This is a genomic window from Nocardioides sp. DN36 (assembly GCF_055380375.1).
In genome coordinates this window covers 1,741,098-1,758,390 of sequence record NZ_AP043823.1, presented here as the reverse complement: position 1 = coordinate 1,758,390, position 17,293 = coordinate 1,741,098, and the positions used below count along the sequence as shown (strand labels likewise).

Annotated in this window: 17 protein-coding genes and 2 pseudogenes; 4 read left to right on the top strand and 15 right to left on the bottom strand. The window is 67.6% G+C overall.

Features of this window, described 5'->3' with window-relative positions; translation table 11 throughout:
• Positions 1 to 170: 170 nt before the first annotated feature.
• From ACZ43H_RS09420 to ACZ43H_RS09410, 3 genes are read right to left on the bottom strand one after another with little or no spacing between them, the layout of a single operon-like run.
• Entirely contained in the window at positions 171 to 416 is a 246-nt protein-coding gene (locus ACZ43H_RS09420; protein WP_464589647.1) for a hypothetical protein, read from the bottom strand.
• A 47-nt stretch (positions 417 to 463) separates the two neighbouring features.
• Entirely contained in the window at positions 464 to 1,252 is a 789-nt protein-coding gene (locus ACZ43H_RS09415) for an ABC transporter permease (protein ID WP_464589645.1), read from the bottom strand.
• Positions 1,249 to 2,196 (bottom strand): ABC transporter ATP-binding protein, encoded by a 948-nt coding sequence (locus ACZ43H_RS09410; protein WP_464589643.1) that lies wholly within the window; start codon positions 2,194 to 2,196, stop codon positions 1,249 to 1,251. Before ACZ43H_RS09410 ends, ACZ43H_RS09415 begins: the two co-directional genes overlap by 4 nt.
• A 515-nt stretch (positions 2,197 to 2,711) precedes the next feature.
• Between ACZ43H_RS09410 and bla the strand changes: the two are divergent.
• A pseudogene (gene bla, locus ACZ43H_RS09405) lies at positions 2,712 to 3,419 on the top strand (class A beta-lactamase); the annotation flags it as partial.
• Positions 3,379 to 3,522, top strand: a pseudogene (locus ACZ43H_RS09400) (hypothetical protein); the annotation flags it as partial. The pseudogenes bla and ACZ43H_RS09400, both read left to right, overlap by 41 nt.
• 777 nt (positions 3,523 to 4,299) lie before the next feature.
• Here ACZ43H_RS09400 and ACZ43H_RS09395 read toward each other — a convergent pair.
• The 3 genes from ACZ43H_RS09395 to ACZ43H_RS09385 form a co-directional block, all read right to left on the bottom strand.
• Positions 4,300 to 5,121 (bottom strand): SDR family NAD(P)-dependent oxidoreductase, encoded by an 822-nt coding sequence (locus ACZ43H_RS09395; protein ID WP_464589641.1) that lies wholly within the window; start codon positions 5,119 to 5,121, stop codon positions 4,300 to 4,302.
• 143 nt (positions 5,122 to 5,264) lie between these two features.
• A complete protein-coding gene (locus ACZ43H_RS09390) occupies positions 5,265 to 5,924 on the bottom strand; it encodes a TetR/AcrR family transcriptional regulator (protein ID WP_464589639.1) in 660 nt (219 codons plus the stop codon).
• Positions 5,925 to 6,326: 402 nt separating this feature from the next.
• Positions 6,327 to 7,295, bottom strand: a complete 969-nt coding sequence (locus ACZ43H_RS09385) for an alpha/beta hydrolase (protein ID WP_464589637.1) — start codon at positions 7,293 to 7,295, stop codon at positions 6,327 to 6,329.
• A 123-nt stretch (positions 7,296 to 7,418) separates the two neighbouring features.
• On the opposite strand from ACZ43H_RS09385, the gene ACZ43H_RS09380 reads away from it, so the two are divergent.
• Positions 7,419 to 7,835 carry a MarR family winged helix-turn-helix transcriptional regulator gene (locus ACZ43H_RS09380; RefSeq protein ID WP_464589635.1) on the top strand — a complete coding sequence of 139 codons (417 nt, stop codon included), beginning with the start codon at positions 7,419 to 7,421 and terminating at the stop codon, positions 7,833 to 7,835.
• 637 nt (positions 7,836 to 8,472) lie between these two features.
• Here ACZ43H_RS09380 and ACZ43H_RS09375 read toward each other — a convergent pair.
• From ACZ43H_RS09375 to ACZ43H_RS09345, 7 genes are all read right to left on the bottom strand, one after another.
• The gene (locus ACZ43H_RS09375) at positions 8,473 to 9,717 is read right to left on the bottom strand and encodes a tyrosine-type recombinase/integrase (protein ID WP_464589634.1); all 1,245 of its coding nucleotides are present in this window, start codon (positions 9,715 to 9,717) and stop codon (positions 8,473 to 8,475) included.
• Positions 9,718 to 9,743: 26 nt separating this feature from the next.
• Entirely contained in the window at positions 9,744 to 10,076 is a 333-nt protein-coding gene (locus ACZ43H_RS09370) for a helix-turn-helix transcriptional regulator (protein WP_464589632.1), read from the bottom strand.
• A gap of 60 nt (positions 10,077 to 10,136) precedes the next feature.
• Positions 10,137 to 11,453: a hypothetical protein gene (locus ACZ43H_RS09365; RefSeq protein ID WP_464589630.1), complete on the bottom strand. Its 1,317-nt coding sequence runs from the start codon at positions 11,451 to 11,453 to the stop codon at positions 10,137 to 10,139.
• Positions 11,453 to 11,752 carry a hypothetical protein gene (locus ACZ43H_RS09360; RefSeq protein ID WP_464589628.1) on the bottom strand — a complete coding sequence of 100 codons (300 nt, stop codon included), beginning with the start codon at positions 11,750 to 11,752 and terminating at the stop codon, positions 11,453 to 11,455. Before ACZ43H_RS09360 ends, ACZ43H_RS09365 begins: the two co-directional genes overlap by 1 nt.
• 117 nt (positions 11,753 to 11,869) lie before the next feature.
• Positions 11,870 to 12,391 (bottom strand): hypothetical protein, encoded by a 522-nt coding sequence (locus tag ACZ43H_RS09355; RefSeq protein ID WP_464589626.1) that lies wholly within the window; start codon positions 12,389 to 12,391, stop codon positions 11,870 to 11,872.
• Positions 12,392 to 12,410: 19 nt separating this feature from the next.
• Positions 12,411 to 12,830 (bottom strand): single-stranded DNA-binding protein, encoded by a 420-nt coding sequence (locus ACZ43H_RS09350; protein WP_464589624.1) that lies wholly within the window; start codon positions 12,828 to 12,830, stop codon positions 12,411 to 12,413.
• Positions 12,831 to 12,967: 137 nt separating this feature from the next.
• Positions 12,968 to 13,900, bottom strand: coding sequence for a LysR family transcriptional regulator (locus tag ACZ43H_RS09345; RefSeq protein ID WP_464589623.1), 933 nt, complete (start codon positions 13,898 to 13,900; stop codon positions 12,968 to 12,970).
• A 72-nt stretch (positions 13,901 to 13,972) separates the two neighbouring features.
• Here ACZ43H_RS09345 and ACZ43H_RS09340 point away from each other — a divergent pair, with 72 nt between their 5' ends.
• On the top strand, positions 13,973 to 14,887 hold the full coding sequence (locus ACZ43H_RS09340) for a DMT family transporter (RefSeq protein WP_464589621.1): 915 nt from the start codon (positions 13,973 to 13,975) through the stop codon (positions 14,885 to 14,887).
• A 328-nt stretch (positions 14,888 to 15,215) separates the two neighbouring features.
• Here ACZ43H_RS09340 and istB read toward each other — a convergent pair whose 3' ends face one another.
• Both istB and istA read right to left on the bottom strand, forming a co-directional pair.
• The gene (gene istB, locus ACZ43H_RS09335) at positions 15,216 to 16,019 is read right to left on the bottom strand and encodes an IS21-like element ISAau2 family helper ATPase IstB (RefSeq protein WP_011776848.1); all 804 of its coding nucleotides are present in this window, start codon (positions 16,017 to 16,019) and stop codon (positions 15,216 to 15,218) included.
• Positions 16,016 to 17,278, bottom strand: a complete 1,263-nt coding sequence (gene istA, locus ACZ43H_RS09330; RefSeq protein WP_043806887.1) for an IS21-like element ISAau2 family transposase — start codon at positions 17,276 to 17,278, stop codon at positions 16,016 to 16,018. The genes istB and istA overlap by 4 nt, the downstream gene beginning before the upstream one ends.
• Between the last annotated feature and the right edge of the window lie 15 nt (positions 17,279 to 17,293).

Below are 17,293 nucleotides of genomic sequence, written 5' to 3'. Positions count from 1 at the left end.
TGCTCGACCACCGCTCACCACGCAGGCTGCGTTGGAGACGGTCTCGGCACCGGTTCTGCGCCAGAAGACGCGTCCAGGAGACCCGAGTTGACCCGGGCTTCGCCGTCGACGGATAGGCGTCGCCACCGGCGTGCGGACAGGCTCGGACTGGCCAGGACGCCCCCATGCCTTCAGCTCGAAGGGGAGAACAGGACCATGGTGATCACCGAACCGGCAACGGTGGCGGCGATGCATCCGGTGCCGACGTACAGACCGAGTGGCTTGTCACCTCTCTTCTGCGCCAAGAAGCCGAGGATGGCTCCGATCGGTCCCAGGATGATGGGTGCAAAGATGATGGCGGCAGTTCCAAGGACGATTCCGGCGATGCTCATGGCGCGGGCGGACGCGCCCGTCTGCTGGGGGATGTTGCTGCTCAAGGTCTCTCCTGATATGTGGTCGGAATCAGCCGGCGGGGCGGTAAGTGCTACTTGATCTCGGCTCGCATGACGCGGAGCCAGCCGGCGAGGAAGGGAAGAACGATCCAGATCAGGGCGGTGACGCCGATCTGAGCGAGCTGCTCGCCGGTGATGGTGAAGTCGCCATTGGTGAGGGGGGACTGGGCGGTCTGCAGATCGATCCAAGGAGCAATGTCCCACAAGGCCCGAACGCCGGTGAAGAGGATCGAGGCTGCGCTGGGCAGGACGAAGAGGACCACGATCGCTGCGGGGGTGTTGAGAAGGATCAGTCCGTACGCCACTCCCTGCAGGACGCCGAGCAGCTGAATGGCCAGGAAGAGCAGGAGCATCGGGGCGGTGACGTCGGCGAACCCGTCATCGCGTCCCGCCACCATGGTGGCGAGTGCGGCGACGATGACGGCACCGGCGAACGCGGCGAGTGCGAGGAGCGCGGCGGCAACGACCTTGGCGCCGATGACCTGGGTGCGTGACGGCGCCAGCGCGAAGGTCACGAGAGCGGTGCGCTGGCTCCATTCGCTGGTGACGAGCATGACACCGAGCACGGGAAGAAGGAAGCTCTGCGGGCCGGCGGCGAATCCGATGAAGTTGACGAAGGTCTTGTCGGTGTCCTCGCCGATGGCGTAGTAGAGGATCATGATCGAGGCCGTCAAGGCGAGGACCGCGGCGACGAGCCACCTTCCTGCGCGGGTGTCGACCGTCTTCTGCAGCTCGACCGAGACCAGACGCGAGAAGGAGACACGCTCAGTGGTGGTGAAGTCGAACCGGGGCAGGGTCTGTCCATCGGTGTTCGTGGTCATCGGCGGCTTCCGTTCGTGGTCGAGAGGGCGGCAAGCGACTCCGGGGCGGCAGCCGCGTCGCGCTGGACTGTGGAGGTGAGCTCGAGGAACAGGTCCTCGAGCCCCTTGGCGCCCTTGCGCAGCTCGGTGATGATCACCCCGTGCTTGACCGAGACCCGGCTCACGTCCGCAGCGCTGGCCGCGACGCGTAGCCCAGCGCCTTCGGGTGTCGAGTCGAATCCTTCCTTCGCGAGCGCTGCGGCCAGCTCGGCGTTGTCGTGAGCGGTCACTAGTGCGCTCGTCGTGGCGTCTGCGGCACTGAGACTCTGGATGTCGCCCTGTGCGACGATTTTGCCGCGCCCGATGAGGATGAGCTCGTCGGCAACCAGCTCGACCTCGTGGAGCAGGTGGCTGGAGAGCAGGACGGTTCCGCCGCGTCTCGCGTAGTCCTTGAGCAGGTCGCGCATCCATCGGATCCCGGCGGGGTCGAGGCCGTTGGCTGGCTCGTCGAGGATGAGGACCTCCGGGTCGCCGAGCAGCGCGTGAGCGATGCCCAGTCGCTGCTTCATGCCGAGGGAGTAGTTGCGCAGCTTGCGTTTCGCCTCGGACTCGCTGAGCGAGACCAGCGCGAGCATCTCGTCGACGCGTGATGCGGGCAGGCCCATCGTCCGGGCACCGATCCTCAAGATCTCTCGCCCGGTGCGCCCAGCGTGCTGCGCGCTGGCGTCCAACAGCACACCGACGTAGCGGCCCGGGTTGACGATGTCGTGGTAGTCGTAGCCGCCGATGGTCGCTTCTCCTCGGCTGGCGGTGGTGAGACCGATCATGATGCGCATGGTGGTGGTCTTGCCAGCCCCGTTCGGTCCGAGAAAGCCAGTCACTCGTCCCGGTTTGCAGGTGAAGCTGACGTCGTCGACGGCGGTGTGGTCGCCGTAAGTGCGGGTGAGCCCCTTGACTTCGATCATGCTGTCCAGCCTGCGGCACCGAGCGGCGGCGCACATCCGACGCTGGACCTGACAGGGGGGATCCTTTAGTGGGGGGTGCTCCCACACCCTCGAAGGGGTCGCTGGATGCGGGCGCTAGGCGGGGTGCTCATGGAACCGTTCGGCGTCCTACCTGCCAAGCGGATGGGCACACTCACGACGGGCTTCGGTCCAAGTGCGACTGCTTGGCGGAAGTCCTGGGACGCGCCTTTGCGCGGGCTGACGCTCGCAGCGAGGTGGCATGCGAACGCTGCGCGGCCGTCATCAGTGCTCGCGTCTGGCCCGGGTCGACACCTTCGTTGACCGCACAGCGAGCATCTCGCAGATAGCCACCTGACGCACGCCGACCCGCCCTACCTCAAACCCGCCCACTCCCGGGACGCTTCTCGGGAACGCCTGCGAGCCGCGTCGAGGCTCATAGGTCACATGCGCATGCCGCATAGAACGTGACACCTGAGGCTTCGACAGGAGACCGTCGTCCAATCAGTCTGGGACGCATGTTCTTCACGTACTCACGACTTCGCATCGCGGGAGCCGGAATGGCAGTCGCTGCCCTGATCACGATGCTGCCGGCAACTGCTCTGACGACGAGCTCGGTCCCGGTCGAGAAGTCCTCCGAAGCGAATCCCCACTCACCCAGCGCACGCGAGGTCCGCAAGGCGCTCAAGGAGCTCAAGGAGCTCGAGCGAACCAAGGACGCCCGGCTCGGCGTCTTCGCCCTCGACACCGGTACCGGGGCGACGGTGTCCTGTCGGGCCGACGAGCGATTCGCCCTTGCCTCGACGGTGAAGGTCCCCGTCGCGGGGGTCGTGCTTGAGCGGCTGTCCCGACGTCAGCTAGAGAGGAGGATCTTTTGGGATGAGGACGAGCTGGTCGACTACTCGCCGGTCACCGAGCCCTTCATCGCTGGTGGCATGACCGTTCGTCAGCTCATCGACGCATCGCTGACACAGTGCGACAACACCGCCGCCAACCTGCTGTTCGAACTGGCAGGAGGCCCCGAGGCCGTCGGCCGACGGCTCAAGGAGCTGGGCGACACAGTCACCTCGGTGGATCGAGACGAACCCGAGCTCAACGACTGGCGACCGGGCGAGACCCGAGACACCAGCACGCCGGAGGCGCTGGCCGGCACGCTCCAGCGCTACGCGCTCGGCGACGTGCTGAATGCTGGTGACCGACGGCTTCTCAATGACGAGCTCGGCGACAGTCTCACCGGTGCCGGCCTGGTCCGTGCCGGCGTCCCGCAGGGGTTGGCCCGTCGGCGACAAGAGTGGCAGCGCGTCCTACGGGACCCGCAACGACATCGCCATCGTGCGCCCCCCTGGGCGCGCCCCCTGGGTCGTCGTGATCATGACCTCCCACAAGGATGCCGACGCGCCCACCGACGACGACCTCGTGGCACAGGCAGCCAGCATCGTCGCCGACACCTTCACCGCCTAGGTGTCAGGCCAGAGAAGTTGCGCTTGGTGTCGGCGGGTGAGCCTCTCGACAGACGAAGGCCTCCGGTTGTGAGCACCCACGAGAAGGTAGCGCGCCTGCTGCGCGAGATCTCCGTCCCGCGCACGCGATCGCTTGTGTGGCCGTGGAGCCCAACGGGAGCAAGGCCGCAAGGGGATTCGCGCTCCGGGCCTCGACGTACACCCCGGTCACGGGAGAGCCAGCGACGAGGTCGGCTTCAGGTCAGAAGAACCGCGCGGACTCGCGGCTCGACAGCTGGTCGAGGGCGACCCGGCGCTTGCCGTTGGTGCGAAGGCCGGCACCACCGCGAACGCTGCGACGTTCGTCCTGCCGCGGCCGGCGAGTCAGCAACGACCGACCCCCCTTCGGGTAGCTCAGAGAACCCCTGTTCCCGGACGCCACGGGGATCTGCGCCGGTACCACCCGGGCGTGCGCGATCTCGAGGTCCTCCTGACGACGTCGACTAAGGGTAGACCGAGCGAGTGAAAGCCGCACTCCCGACGTCTCGTGCGCCTAGCGCACTCCAGACCTCGAAGGCGACCGGGTCACGTCGCGAGCCGTGGAAGCTGGCCGCCGGGGACTCGGTGTTCTCCGACGCGTGGAGCGGGCTCGTGCCTTGCGGGGTCGTCAGCCGGTCTGGGCCATACCGCCGTCAGCGAACAGCTCCACGCCGGTGACGAAGCTGGAGGCAGTGCTGCTCAGGAACACCGCGGCCGTACCCATCTCGCGCGGGTCCGCGAGGCGACCGAGGGGGTTGCCCTCACCCATCTTCGCCACCAATGCGTCGACCTGGTCTGCGCCGGATGCGTTGGCCAGCGCGGTTCGCAGTGACGGCGTGTCGACCGCTCCCGGGCTGAGTACGTTGATGCGGATGTTGGATCCCTTGAGCTCCTGGATCCAGGCGCGGACCATGTTGCGCAGTGCCGCCTTGGCGCCGCCGTACAGACTCATGCCGACAGGCGGCTGGATGGAGGCTGTCGAGCCCACGATCACGATCGTGCCGCCCTCCGTCATCAGGGGGAGGGCAGGCTGCACCGTGAACAGCACGCCCTTGACGTTGACTCCGAACACGAAGTCGAACTGCTGCTCCTGGATGGCGTCCACGTGGTTGCTGTTGCCTGCGCCGACGTTCGCGACGACCGCGTCGACGCGTCCGTGGGCGGCCTTGACGCCGTCGTAGAGAGCCTGCATCTGGGTCAGGTCAGTCACGTCAGCGTGAATCGCGGTGGCCTTCTCGCCGAGTGCAGCGGCGGCGGCGTCGAGGGTCTCCTTGTTGTTGTCCACGACCACCACGGTGGCGCCGTAGTCGATGAACTCCTGCGCGATGCCGAAGCCGACGCCCTGCGCGCCTCCGGTGATCACCGCGATCTTGCCGTCCAGGCGCATGTGCGTTGCGGGCTGCGTCGAAGACATGTCGAACTCCTCGTGCTTGCTGGTGCCCGGTGCCATCGGTCGATGAACCCCGGGAATGCGGACAGGTGTCCGGATTGAGTTCCACGGTAACGGACATGTGTCCGCTTATCAATCGGGGAGAGACCGATGTCCCGCCCCCACGTTCACGTTCGTTGCGAGTTGTTCGTGAGAGTGTCGGATCAGAGTTGAGGGCGCACGGCATCCATCACGAGGGCGAGCAGATGGTCGGCGCGTGCGACTCCTTGGTCGTCAGCTTCGACGCGCCACAGGAAGCCGACGAGCAGCAGGAGGTCGGAGGCTTCGATGTCGGGTCGGATCTTTCCCGCCGACTTGCCGGCGTCGAGCAGGATGGCGATGGCATCGACGACCGGCTGGTAGCCCTCGCTGGCCCGCTGCGAGTGAGTGGCGGACTGGAACGCGCTGGCCAGCCCGCGCTTGATTCGTCCGTAGTCCGCCAGCTGGTCGAGCCAGCTGCGCAGCGCGAGATCGGGGTCCAGGTCGTTGAGCAGGGCGGGTGCTGCTGCAACCAGGGCGGCCACGTCGCGGCGGTGGACCTCGAGCACGAGGGACTCGCGCGTGGGGAAGTGTCGATACAGCGTCCCCTGACCGATGCCGGCGCGCTTGGCGATGGAGAACATCGAGGCGTCGCCCGATTCTGCCAGTGCTTCTCGCGCGGCCTCGAGGATCCGGCTGCGGTTCATCTCCGCGTCGGCGCGCAACTTCGACGTGGCGGGCTTCTGCACGACGGCGTGTTCCCTTCTGTGGGTGATGAGTTCAAGCGGACATCTGTCCATTTCATCCTGACACATCATCTGCCAGCTGATGAGCCGAGATGCCAAGACATGCCTCGTCGGGCCACCGTGCGGCGGGGCTCCCGCTGACCCCTGCGAGCGCAAAACCCGAAGCCCCTTGGCCCGCCGGGCGACCGTGATCGCCCGGCGGGTAGCAAGGGCAGCCACTACCGGATTCAATGCGGCCGGCCGACGCGGAGGCCTGCCGTCACTTCCCGGAACTGCGGGGAACTGTGGGGCAGTGCAACGCCGACTGCGCTCTCACGATGGACTCACCTGGCGTACAGGCCAGCAGTCAGAATTTCTCGACCAGCCGGCCGATGTGTGCGTGGGCCACCCCGCGGGGGCTGCCGGCATCGCTGAGCTGCAGACCGTGTCGCGTCGGAGAGCGCGAAACGGCCCGGACCAGGAGACCAGACAGGTGGGGGGTCAGTTGCCGAACGCTGCGACCTACCTCAGCGCTGCCTTGTTGCGGTGAAGCTCTGTCTCGAGTCGCGCCAGGTGCTCGGTGAAGAAGTCGTGGATCTGCTCGGCTGCTTCGTCCAGGTACTTCGGCTCGTCGTACATCTCGTAGTGGCCAGCTCCGTCGATGACGCTGAGTCGACCCTTGTTGGGGGCCTTCTCCCACAGCTGCATGCCGTCGCTATAGGAGCCGGTGCTGCCCTGGCGACCTGCGAGGATGACCTGGAGCGGCTGGGTCAGCAGCTCGCTGGCGAGGTGGAAGGCGTCGAAGCCCAGGAGCAGGGCGTCGCTGCGGACAAGCCGACGGTTCGTGGAGTGGTCGTGGCGGCCTCGAGGCGTCCGGTAGTAGGAGACGGCTTGCAGGACGTCGACGTCGGTGATGCCCCACTGCTCGGCCTGCTCGAGGGTGTCGGGGATCCACGGGTCTCTGGCGGGTTCGCCACCGCGGGCCTCGAGGGTTCGCTGAGTGGCGACGGACTCCAGCCTCGTGCGGACTGCGCCGGGGGAGGTGTCAGCTTGGCGGAAGGCCCGACCGATGTTGACCGGCACGACGGTGCTGATGGCCTTGATGCGAGGCTCGGTCATGGCGGTGTGGACGGCGTAGCCGCCTCCGGCGCAGATCCCGAGCAGCCCGATGCGGTCGGCATCGACCGCGTCGAGTGTGGTCAGGAAGTCGATGGTGCTGCGTAGGTCCTCGCCGCGGGCGTAGGGGTCCTCGAGGTCGCGAGGGTCTCCTTCGCTCTGTCCCTGGTTGGCGGGATCGACGGCGATGGCGATGAAGCCTCGTTCTGCCAGCCGCGAGGCGTAGTTGGCGCCGATCTGCTCTTTCACGCTGCTGCCAGGCGTGCTGAGCACGATGGCGGGACGCGGCTCGCCCTCAGGCAGCTCGTCGGGAGTGTGGAGTTGGCCGGCGAGTCGAAGTGGCCCGCGGGGAACTGTGACGTCCTGGGTGGGCATGGTTGCCAAGTCCTCTCAGCTGCCGATCCGTTGCTAGCCTTGCTGGCAGCTTGTGTAGTTCGAATCTGCACGTATTACAAAACCACTGTAGTACGAAACTGTACCTTCGTCGAAAGGGAGCTGGTGGCCTCGGTCGATGCTGCGCAGATCTGGAAGCTCAATCACCGTCTACTGAGTCGGGTGATGAACGGGTGCGCTGCGCAGCTGGAGTCGCTGGGTCTGGAGACCAAGGAGTTCTTCGTGCTTGACGAGGTGGACTCGTGCCGGTACCCGGCGGAGCTCGCGGCGCGGCTGATGCTGCCCAAGGCGAGCGTGACCGTGTACCTGCGCAATCTGGTCGCGAAGGGTTTCGTTCGCCGCGAGATCGACGAGGAAGATCTGCGTCGCCACCGACTCATGACGACCGAGGCGGGCCGGACGGCGCTCGACGGCGCGCTCGCGGCCCTCGCCGCCGAGTTCAGCGGGATGCTTGACCGGCTGGACACGACCGAACAGGGCGACCTGGAGAAGCTCTTGGAGAAGCTGGTCGCCGAACCCTAGGAGGGATCTCGGCGAGGGGCCGAGTTCCGTGCTTGCGGCGCAGAGGTGGGACAGTCAGCGGTCGGGCCGGCTCTAGGTCAGGCCGGCTCAGGCCAAGGGACATGCACAGGTCGGGTGTTGTGCCGCAGGTCATCGAACAGGACCTGCGTGATCTGGCGGGACTCGACAAGGCAGTTGTCTGCGGCGCGCCCGTGACAGATGGCGCCGAGGGCTCGCAGCAGGGTCGTAGATGTCGTGGATCGGCTTGAGCTGGCTCCCCGCAGTCTGGGTAGCCAGGCGCGCTCTTTGCGACCTGTTGTGGACCGCGGAGGGTCGCAGAGACGTACCGACGCTACGAGTGGTTCGGACGCTAAGTTCGCAGGTCGGGGCTAGATTCCTCTGATGAAGGCAGTTGTCGGCAGAGGATCGCGCTCACGCTCAGGCTCATCGGCGTCTTCCCGATGCGATTTGGATCATGGGGGTCCGACCTCGCCGACCGGTCTTAAGGCTCTTTTGGGCTCACTTTGAGATCGCGGGCTCGGCTTCTGACGCCTCGATAGCGCCGCTGTGACGGCTGAGGGGCATGCAAACGGCCACAGACGGGCTCAGAGCGCGTCTGGCGGGCCCGGGAGCCACTCGTGGGCCCGCCGAAGGCCTCTCAGAGCCCGGGAGTGGGCCCCTCGTTCGTCTCGAGGCCTGGAGCCAGACGGTCGGTGGCGGCCCGGTAGTCGGGCACTACGAGCCTTCGGTTGATGTAGTGCCGCTCCGTAACCGCCTTGGACGTGTGGCCAAGCTGGTTCATGGCAGCCTCGGCGTCGTAGACCTCGTCGATCTCGGTTGCCACCGTTCGGCGGAAGGAGTGGGGCGAGACATCCTGGAGCGCGGCAAGGTCGGCGTAATCATCGAGCAGGCGAATGTGGCGCAGCCGACCCTGGACGTTGGTGGGGAAGTGCCAGGTGCCGTTGCGGGTAATGAACACCGCGTCGAGGTCGTTGGGTGTCTGCGCAACCTTGCGCCGGCGTAGCAGCGCCGCAGCCCAGTCCGGGAGCGCGATGGGACGGATCGCTGCGTGGGTCTTGCCATAGTCGACCCGCTTGCCTTTCGAGGTGATCTGGCCGGTCACCATCAGCCACGGGAACCACCCGTCGTCGTCCCGCCGTTCGGGCGGCGGCGTCAGCTCGATGTCGGACCATCGAAGGGCGAGCAGTTCACCGATTCGCATGCCGGTGGCGATGAGCATCTCGACGATGTCGGGCAGATCGACGCTCTTCGGACCGTTCCGCTTCTCGGCGCTGGCCCACTCGCGGATTGCGGCGCGAACGGCGTCCAGGTCCTTCACGGGAACAGGCTTCTTCTTGTTACGTGGCACAGGGACCGAAGGGACGGCCGTGGCCGGGTTGCCGTTGATCGCCTCGTGGAAGATCGCCATGTTGAACGCGCGCACGAGGACGCTGCGTATGCGTTTGCGCAGGTCGGGAGAGACGCCGGCGCTGTCTAGCGCGGCCTGGATGATCACCGGTCGCACGTGCCGGAGCTGGTAGGCGCCCAGCGGGTGCTCGGTCTTGTCGGGGTCGAGGATCCAGCGGACGTGGGAGCGGTAGTAGCCCAGAGTCTCCGAGCCTGGTCCGCCGTCCGCCTGCTCCATCTTCTTGAACCAGAGGTCGAGGAGGTCGTGAACGGTGTCGTCGGGCGCGAGCGCGCCGTCACCGAAGGTGCCGGTGTGCTCGACGAAGAACGCCTTGAGGTTGGCCCTCGCCTTGGTCTTGGTCTCACCGTTCTTGCGGTATTGCCGTACGACACCATCGACGTCGCAGTAGCGGGCGCGCGCCTGCCACGACCCGCTCTTCAATCGGAAGCAGCTGATCTCGCCGTAGGTGCCGACCATCAGCCGTTGTCTGGCCATTTCTCTCTCCTTCGTCCGCAGGCGAGCTATCCGGCGTCGGTCGGGCCGAGAGCAGCACCTCGCACGCGACTGGCACGGCGGCGGGTACGGACGACCTCGCGAGGCGGGTCCTCGTCGCTGTCCTCACCATCCGCGAAGGACTCCTCATGGGCACGCAGCCACCGGTCGAGCTCCGAGAGGCGGTACTTGAGGCGGCCACCAGCCTTGACAGCGCGCGGGCCATAGCCAGGACGGCGAACCCTCCACGTCAGAAGCGTCGCCTTGGGAACGCCGAGGTATCCGCAGGCGTCCTCAGTGTTCAGGAACGGGTCGCGCACCATCGCTACGGCGATGTCTGACGCGCTCAGGTCGGTCGACATTGGCTCTCCCTTGGTCGGCATGACTGCCTAGGTGCTCGGGAGCCGCCGATGGTGCGGGGGTTAGATGTTCGGGACATCGACGCCCCCTCCTTGCGTCGGACGGTGGATCAGCGCGGAGTGCAGGTCGACTCGCGTCGGTCCTGGGGTGGCAGTGGGCGGCTCGTTCTTGGGGCGCAGTCGCTCGCGGACGGTCTTCACGACGGCGAGATCGGTCGCCGACGTGACGGGTACGAAGCGTTCGCGGACCGGGCGGACCAGTTGTCCGCCCCCGCCGACAAGGCGCGGGAGCGTCACGCGCTTGAAGAATGCACCCTGCGCGACGCCATCTTCGATCACGTTGGCGATGCGGTCGTCGAGTCGGTTGAAGAGCAACTGGAACCCGGAGAGCACGCGTGGCTCGATGATCGTGTCGTGGGGGAGGGCTTCCAGTCGCGCGACGGCGTTCGCGCCTTCGGCCACGGCGAGTCCGCCCCTTCCGAGAAGCCCGCCGATCTCGCGTAGCTCCTTCTGCATGGCGAAGTAGGTCTCGGCGCGTTCTGCCCATCGCCCGGCGAGTCGTTCGTCGATGCGGGCGGCGTACGGCGCGAGGTGCGCGGAGACGAGGCGCTGAGAGTTCACGACGAGGCGAAGGTTGGTCGCGTTGGGCACGGACTTCATCCGGATCACGAGGTTGTGCTGGGCCTGCAGCACGCCGAGGATCCCTGGACGCACCGGTCCAGTGATGACCTTCGTCTTCGGTCGCCAGCCGAGGTGATCGATGGCGTAGTCAGGTTGACCGAGATTCACATCGAGCGCCGCAGCCAGCGATGCCCAGCCGAGACGAGCGCACTGGGCGAGCGGCTCCCACCCGGGTGTGTTCTTGTACCGCTGGTCGAGGACGACCAGGGCTTGGGTCAACGCGGCGACGTCGCCGACGAGCGCCTGGGCATGGGGTGCGGTCATCTGCGCGGACATCTGCTCGCTCGTGTCGTGTTCCGCGAGCGCCGCTGCGCGGGCGGCGAGGCGCCAGTGCTCCACCATCGGGGTGGCGTTCGGCGTGGCCAGTGCATCCGTCGACGCGGGGTGCGCGCTCGACCGCTGTCTTGCGAGGTCGATCGCCCGCGCCAGTTCGCTGGCTGTGGTCAGGTGGGAGCCGCTTGAGCCGACTGCCCGGAACGGGTTCGGCTGTGCCGGCGGCTTGTTGGAGAACGCGAGCGGGCTGGCCGCGCGCATCGCCTGGCCGAGCCAGACGAGCACGGTCTGCCGGTAGGTCCGGATCAGTCCACCGAGTTCTTCGCGAGCCTCGGGTGTCGCCCCGGTCAGCCGCTGCTGAACTCGGTGCTGCCGGAGAAGTGCCGCGAATTCTGTGCGCATCGCCGCGCCGGTCTCCCCGTACATCAGGGGCCGTCCACGGCGTACGCGTCATCGACCATCGCGATGATGAGCTCGATGGTGAGCGGGTCGATGCCGTACTGCTCGAGCTCTTCCAGCGCCGACGTGGCGACAGCCAGCAGAATGGCGCGGTCTTCGGTCAGCCCTTCTGGGTCTGCCGATGGGCAGTCGTCCTCGTGGATGCGATCGAGTTCGATGAGGACGCGCTCGTATGCCGACGAGACGTCGATGGTCGAGGCCCGATCTGCGAGCGCGGCGAGGAAGGAACGCGCTTGCGCCAGCGTCTGTGCGTGGGGGAGAAGCACGATCCACTCCTTTCGTGGGTGGAACGCCACCGTCGCCGGTTCGTCGAGGCGGGTCGCTGGAGGTTGCGAAGCCTGTGGAATGAAGGTGCGCGGCGGCGCCCATGAGGCGGGTCTGGCTCAGCCGAGGACGAACCGCCTGGCCACGGCCTCGGCGGCCTTCCGCTTACGCACGTCGGCGCGGACGACCTCCTCGAAGTCGCGCCGGCGGTCGGCGATGGCGACCTCGCCGCCGAGTTCCCCGGCCTCTTCGCCGGGCCAGACGGTCTGGCGGGTCGGGCGATCGCGATCGAGGCGCGTACCGCAGATCGCGACCCAGTCCCGCAGCCGATTACGCGCGTCCGCGAAGTCACGCATCCATGCGATCGGTGCCGACGGACTCGCGGTCTCGTGGTAGCAGCCGAGCCAGTGGGTGTGCAGGGCTGAGAGTTCCCAGACGAGCTCGTCGTGGCGATGCCAGCACGGCGGAACGATCGATGGCGGCAGTCCGAAGGTGACCTTCAGCCAGGTCACCCAGGCGTCAAGGTCATGCCACTCGCGGTCGGCATCCTCGGAGCCGAGGAGGTTCCAGTTCAGCGACTCTGGCGGACGCTCGAGGAGATCGGTGACTCCGCGGTAGTCGTCGTCGGGCTCGTCGTACATGCCCATGACCGACGGCCGCTCAGATCGCGATGGGAGGCGGCTCGGGCACCGGCGTCAGCGAGCGCTCCGGTGCCGCGTGGCGGCCGCGCTGCACGAGGTAGTCGGTCTTGTCGACGTTGTGGCCGATCTTCCTGGCGACGAACTTTTCCTTGATCACGCTGGCGCCGTCGCGGCTCTCGACCTCGTACTCGTGGATGTAGCCGCTCGCGACGAACGAGTCGCCCTTGCGGAACCGCGCGTAGGTCTCGCGGGCCGTGCTCTCGAACGCGACCATGTCGTGGAAAGTCGGGTCGAGCTTGGTGAAGCTCCCGTCGACCTCCTTGCGCCACTGCTCGACGCCGACGCGCAGCTGGCAGTACTCGGCGCCCTGCTTGGTGAAGTGGAGCTCCGGCGCTGATGCGACGAAGCCGACCAGGCTCATCTGGGTGGGGATGGACATTCTGACTCCTGAGTTGGGCAGCCCATCGTGCGAGCTGCGGTCAAGAGTTAGGTGCGAGCGCGAGGACAAGACTGTTGGAGCGGAGCCCATATTTGCGACGGTAAGACGCACCTGCGAAAGGTGCGGGATCCGATGTTTCAGGTTTCGCCGAAGGTTCTGCCGAGGCTTCGTGCTCGGGTCCGGATTGAGTCCAGGACGTGGGCGAGCGCGCCTGGTGTGGGTTGGTCGCGGGTGAGCAGGAGCAGGCTGCGGGCGACGGTGCCGTCGGCGACTTGGCGGATGGCCAGGGTGGGGTCGTCGAGGGGCACGGTGAGGCTGGGCATGAGGGCGACGGCTCTGGAGGTCCGCACGATGTCGAGCTGAATGTCGGCGTCGTTGGAGCGGTGTCGCAACTCGGGGTCGAATCCTCCGAGTTGGCGGCAAGCGGCCAGGACAAGGGCGTGGTGACCGGTGCCCGACGCCGAGGCCACCCATACCTCGTCGCGCAGGCTGGTGATGCTCACGGGTCGCCGATCCTGCGAGCGCGGGTGGTCGACGGGCAGCACTACTACCAGGGGTTCCTCGAGCAGGAGCTCCCGCCGTATGCCAGCGGGTCGGGGGCGAGGCTGGGCGGCGTACTCGTCGCTGATGACCAGGTCGAGTGTGCCCAGGCGAAGCTCCGGCAGGGCAGGCGCCAGCTCAATCTCGGTGAGCTCGAGCTGGATGCCGGGGTGTTCGGGCAGCAGGCCGGCGAGGGTCGGGATGAGCAGGTGGCGCATGGCGGACTGCAGCCCGCCGGCGCGGACGGTGCCGCGAACGTCCCCAGACAGGGCGGCCAGGTCCACGCGCGCCGCTTCCGCCGCGGCCAGGAGCTGGTCGGCATGGTCAGCGAGGACGCGTCCGGCATCGGTGAGCCGGACTCCGCGCCCAGCCCGCTGCAGAAGGGTCGTGCCGGCTTCCCTCTCCAGCACCGCCATCTGCTGGGAGATCGCTGATGGTGAGTAGCCCAGGGCATCAGCGACCGCCGCGAGCGTGCGCCGCTCGGCCAGCTCCCGCAGGATGCGCAGACGCTGGAGATCCCAGAGAACCATGCAGTAAGTCTAATGAGTCAGATCCATAAATCATCACTAGATCTGATCGTTGCCAGGGCGCACCCTTGTCCCATGGGTCCGGTGCTCATCCTCGTCTCCGCCACCTGCTTCGGCGCCATGGCGATCTTCGGCAAGCTCGCTTACGCCGCTGGGGTGCCGGCGCCGACCCTGGTTCTCCTGCGCTTCGCGGTGGCCTCCGCGATCCTGGTCACGGCAGTAGCCGTGGTCCGGCTCCGGTCGGGGCAGCCCGCCCTGCCAAGCGCGGCCGGGGAATCGCGACGACGCCTGGTCATGACCGCCCTGGCTCTCGGCGGTGTGGGGTACGCCGCGCAAGCGTCGTTCTACTTCGCCGCCCTGGAGCGGATCGACGCCGCGCTGGTAGCGCTGGTGCTCTACACCTTCCCGGTGCTGGTAACTCTGGCGTCGGTGACCTTGGGCAGGGACCGACTCACGCCGGCGCGCGTAGCCGCGCTGCTGGCCGCGACTTGCGGCACCGCCCTGGTGTTGGTCGGCGCCGGTGCCCTGTCGTTCGACACCGCCGGCGTCACCTTCGCTTTCGCCGCGGCTCTTACCTACACCGTCTACATCCTCGTCGGGGAGTCCACTGTCCAGCAGATGCCGGCCCTGACGCTGACGGCCTTAGTGATGATAGGGGCCACCCTGACGCTCGCCGCACGAGCGATGCTCTCCGGGGGGCTCGGCCTCGGCCTCACCCTCGCTGGCTGGGGCTGGATCGTCTGCATCGCCCTGGTCTCCACCGTCGTGGCGTCCACGACCTTCTTCGCGGGACTTCGCCGCACAGGCCCCTCGGCCGCATCCATTCTCTCGACCTTCGAGCCGGTCGCTACCGTCGGCCTCGCCGCGGCGATCCTCGGTGAGCGGCTCAGTGCCACCCAGACGGTGGGCGCCGGCTTCGTCCTCTCGTCCGTCCTGCTCGTTCAGCTTCGTCGTCGTCCTGTAGTCGACCTCCAGCGAAGGCTTGGATGAAGTCACCCGAGGCGGCTCCTTGGACCTCGGTAGCGAAGGTGAACTCGCCGAAGCGGCGGCTCATCAAGCGTTCACACTGCTTCGATCACTGCCTCTTGAAGAGGGATCGACGGAGGAACTCCTCCGACAGGTGCTACAGCTCGGCGCACTTGCGTACTGCTCGGACCGGTGGGCTGAGTTCCGTACCTGGATGCGCGAACGGGATGTCACCCCGGAGCGGTTCGTCCCTAGTAGCGAGCGATGGGACGCGCGGGTGCTCGCTGACCTCTGTCAACGCCGCCCGAAAATTGACCCCTTTTCGCCGGTTGAAAATTGACCCCCTTGGTGGTCATGGTTCTTCGGTTGTCGACGCCGGCACTCGGCCGAGGTCGCGGTCTTTGAGCCGGTAGGAGTCGCCCTTGAGGGCAACGACCTCGGCGTGGTGGACGAGCCGGTCGATCATCGCGGCGGCGACGACGTCGTCGCCGAAGACCTCGCCCCAGCGGCCGAAGGGCTTGTTGGAGGTGACGATCAGCGAGGCGCGCTCGTAGCGGCTGGAGACGAGCTGGAAGAACAGGTTGGCGGCCTCGGGCTCGAAGGGGATGTAGCCGACCTCGTCGACCACCAGCAGCGGGTAGCGGCCGAGCCGCACCAGCTCGTCGTGGAGCCGGCCGGCGTGGTGGGCCTCGGCGAGCCGGGCCACCCACTCACTTGCGGTGGCGAACAGCACCCGGTGCCCGGCCTGGCAGGCCCTGATCGCCAGGCCGATGGCGAGGTGGGTCTTCCCGGTGCCGGGTGGGCCGAGGAAGACCACGTTCTCGCGTGCGACGACGAAGTCGAGGGTGCCTAGGTGGGCGATCAGGTCGCGTTTCAGCCCGCGGGCGTGGTCGAAGTCGAACTCCTCCAGGCTCTTCCGCGCGGGGAACCGGGCGGACCGGATCCGGCCCTCACCGCCGTGGGACTCCCGGGCGGAGACCTCGCGTTGCAGGCAGGCGACCAGGAACTCCTCATGGGTCCAGGACTCCGCCCGAGCCCGCTCAGCCAACCGCGGCACCGCCTCCCGCAGCGTCGGCGCCTTCAACGCCCGGGTCAGGAAGCTCACCTCACTGGCCAGGTCGCGCTGCGCAGCAGCCGCGGTCTTTCGGGCGGTCATGATGCGAACCCGCCTTCACCGCCGAGGTCGATGCCGAGGGCGGTGTCGTAGTCGCCCAGCGGGCGTTGTTCGACGGCGAGCTCGGTCTCGGCGTCGCGGACCGGCCGCAACGCCCCGACGCGGGTCCGCCGCAGCGTCTTGGCGGCCTGCAGGTGCTCGGGGTCGGTGATCGTCTGGTGCCAGGCCCAGACCCGCTGGTGGTCGGCCACCACGCGGCCTTCGCAGAACACCTTGACCCGGTCCAGGTCGGCGACCACCTCGATGCGGCGGCCGATCACCGCGGGGTGGACGGAGTAGTCGTTGGAGTCCAGCCGCACGTAGTGGTCCCGGGCCAGCCTCGTCGAGTGCCGCCAGCCGACCGCCGGGGCGACCGGTGGCAGGGTGAGCATCGCTTGCCGATCGGCTGCGATCCGGTCGGTCGGAGCGCAGCCCAACGCGCGGCGGGTGCGGGCGTTGACCTGGGTCAGCCAGCCCTGCAGCTGGACGTTGAAGTCGGCCGGGTCGCTGAACACCCGCCCGGGCAGGAACGAGCGCTCCAGGTAGTCATGGGCACGTTCGATGATGCCCTTGTGCTCCGGCTCGGCCGGCTTGAGCACGATCACCTTCGTCCCCAGCACCCCGCGGAACGCCTGGCAATCGCCGGTGAGCTCGATCCGGCCGCCACGGTTGCGGCCAATCGCGCCCTCGCCGTCCCAGACCAACAGCCGCGGCACCGCCCCGAGCGCGGAGATCAGCTGCCACCAGCCGGCGAACAGGTCCTCGGCCCGCCGCGACGGGATCAAGATCCCCGACAGCCAGCGGGAGTAGCCGGTCACCATCGTCAACACCGGCAGCTGCTTGGGGCCACGGGTCTGCCCGAACCCGACCGGCAGCTGGATCGGTGGGAACCACAGGTCGCACTGGGCGATCTCCCCGGCCACATAGGTCGTCCGGCCCGCCGGGTCCGGCGGCAGGTAGGCCGGCCGCAGCTCAGCGACCCGCTCCTTGAACACCGTGATCCCACGCGTCCACCCCACGCGCTCGGCGATCACCGTCGCCGGCATCGTCGGCACCGCCGCAAGCTGCTGGCGGATCGCGTCCTCGAACGCATCCACCGCCGACCCCGCCGGCCGCCGCCGATACTTCGGCGGCGCGTCCGAAGCGATCGCGGCCCGCACCGTGTTCCGCGAGATCCCCAACGTCTTGGCGATCGTCTTGATGCCCAACCCCTCCGCTCGACGCAGCCGGCGGATCTCAGCCCAGTCCTCCACAGACAACAACTCCCTTCTCCTCTC

Coding starts and splice junctions, on each gene's coding strand:
- ACZ43H_RS09415 (WP_464589645.1), bottom strand. CDS start 1,252: ATGACCACGAACACCGATGGACAGACCCTGCCCCGGTTCGACTTCACC.
- ACZ43H_RS09410 (WP_464589643.1), bottom strand. CDS start 2,196: ATGATCGAAGTCAAGGGGCTCACCCGCACTTACGGCGACCACACCGCC.
- ACZ43H_RS09395 (WP_464589641.1), bottom strand. CDS start 5,121: ATGGCACCGGGCACCAGCAAGCACGAGGAGTTCGACATGTCTTCGACG.
- ACZ43H_RS09385 (WP_464589637.1), bottom strand. CDS start 7,295: ATGCCCACCCAGGACGTCACAGTTCCCCGCGGGCCACTTCGACTCGCC.
- ACZ43H_RS09375 (WP_464589634.1), bottom strand. CDS start 9,717: ATGGCCAGACAACGGCTGATGGTCGGCACCTACGGCGAGATCAGCTGC.
- ACZ43H_RS09370 (WP_464589632.1), bottom strand. CDS start 10,076: ATGTCGACCGACCTGAGCGCGTCAGACATCGCCGTAGCGATGGTGCGC.
- ACZ43H_RS09365 (WP_464589630.1), bottom strand. CDS start 11,453: ATGTACGGGGAGACCGGCGCGGCGATGCGCACAGAATTCGCGGCACTT.
- ACZ43H_RS09355 (WP_464589626.1), bottom strand. CDS start 12,391: ATGTACGACGAGCCCGACGACGACTACCGCGGAGTCACCGATCTCCTC.
- ACZ43H_RS09350 (WP_464589624.1), bottom strand. CDS start 12,830: ATGTCCATCCCCACCCAGATGAGCCTGGTCGGCTTCGTCGCATCAGCG.
- ACZ43H_RS09345 (WP_464589623.1), bottom strand. CDS start 13,900: ATGGTTCTCTGGGATCTCCAGCGTCTGCGCATCCTGCGGGAGCTGGCC.
- ACZ43H_RS09340 (WP_464589621.1), top strand. CDS start 13,973: ATGGGTCCGGTGCTCATCCTCGTCTCCGCCACCTGCTTCGGCGCCATG.
- istB (WP_011776848.1), bottom strand. CDS start 16,019: ATGACCGCCCGAAAGACCGCGGCTGCTGCGCAGCGCGACCTGGCCAGT.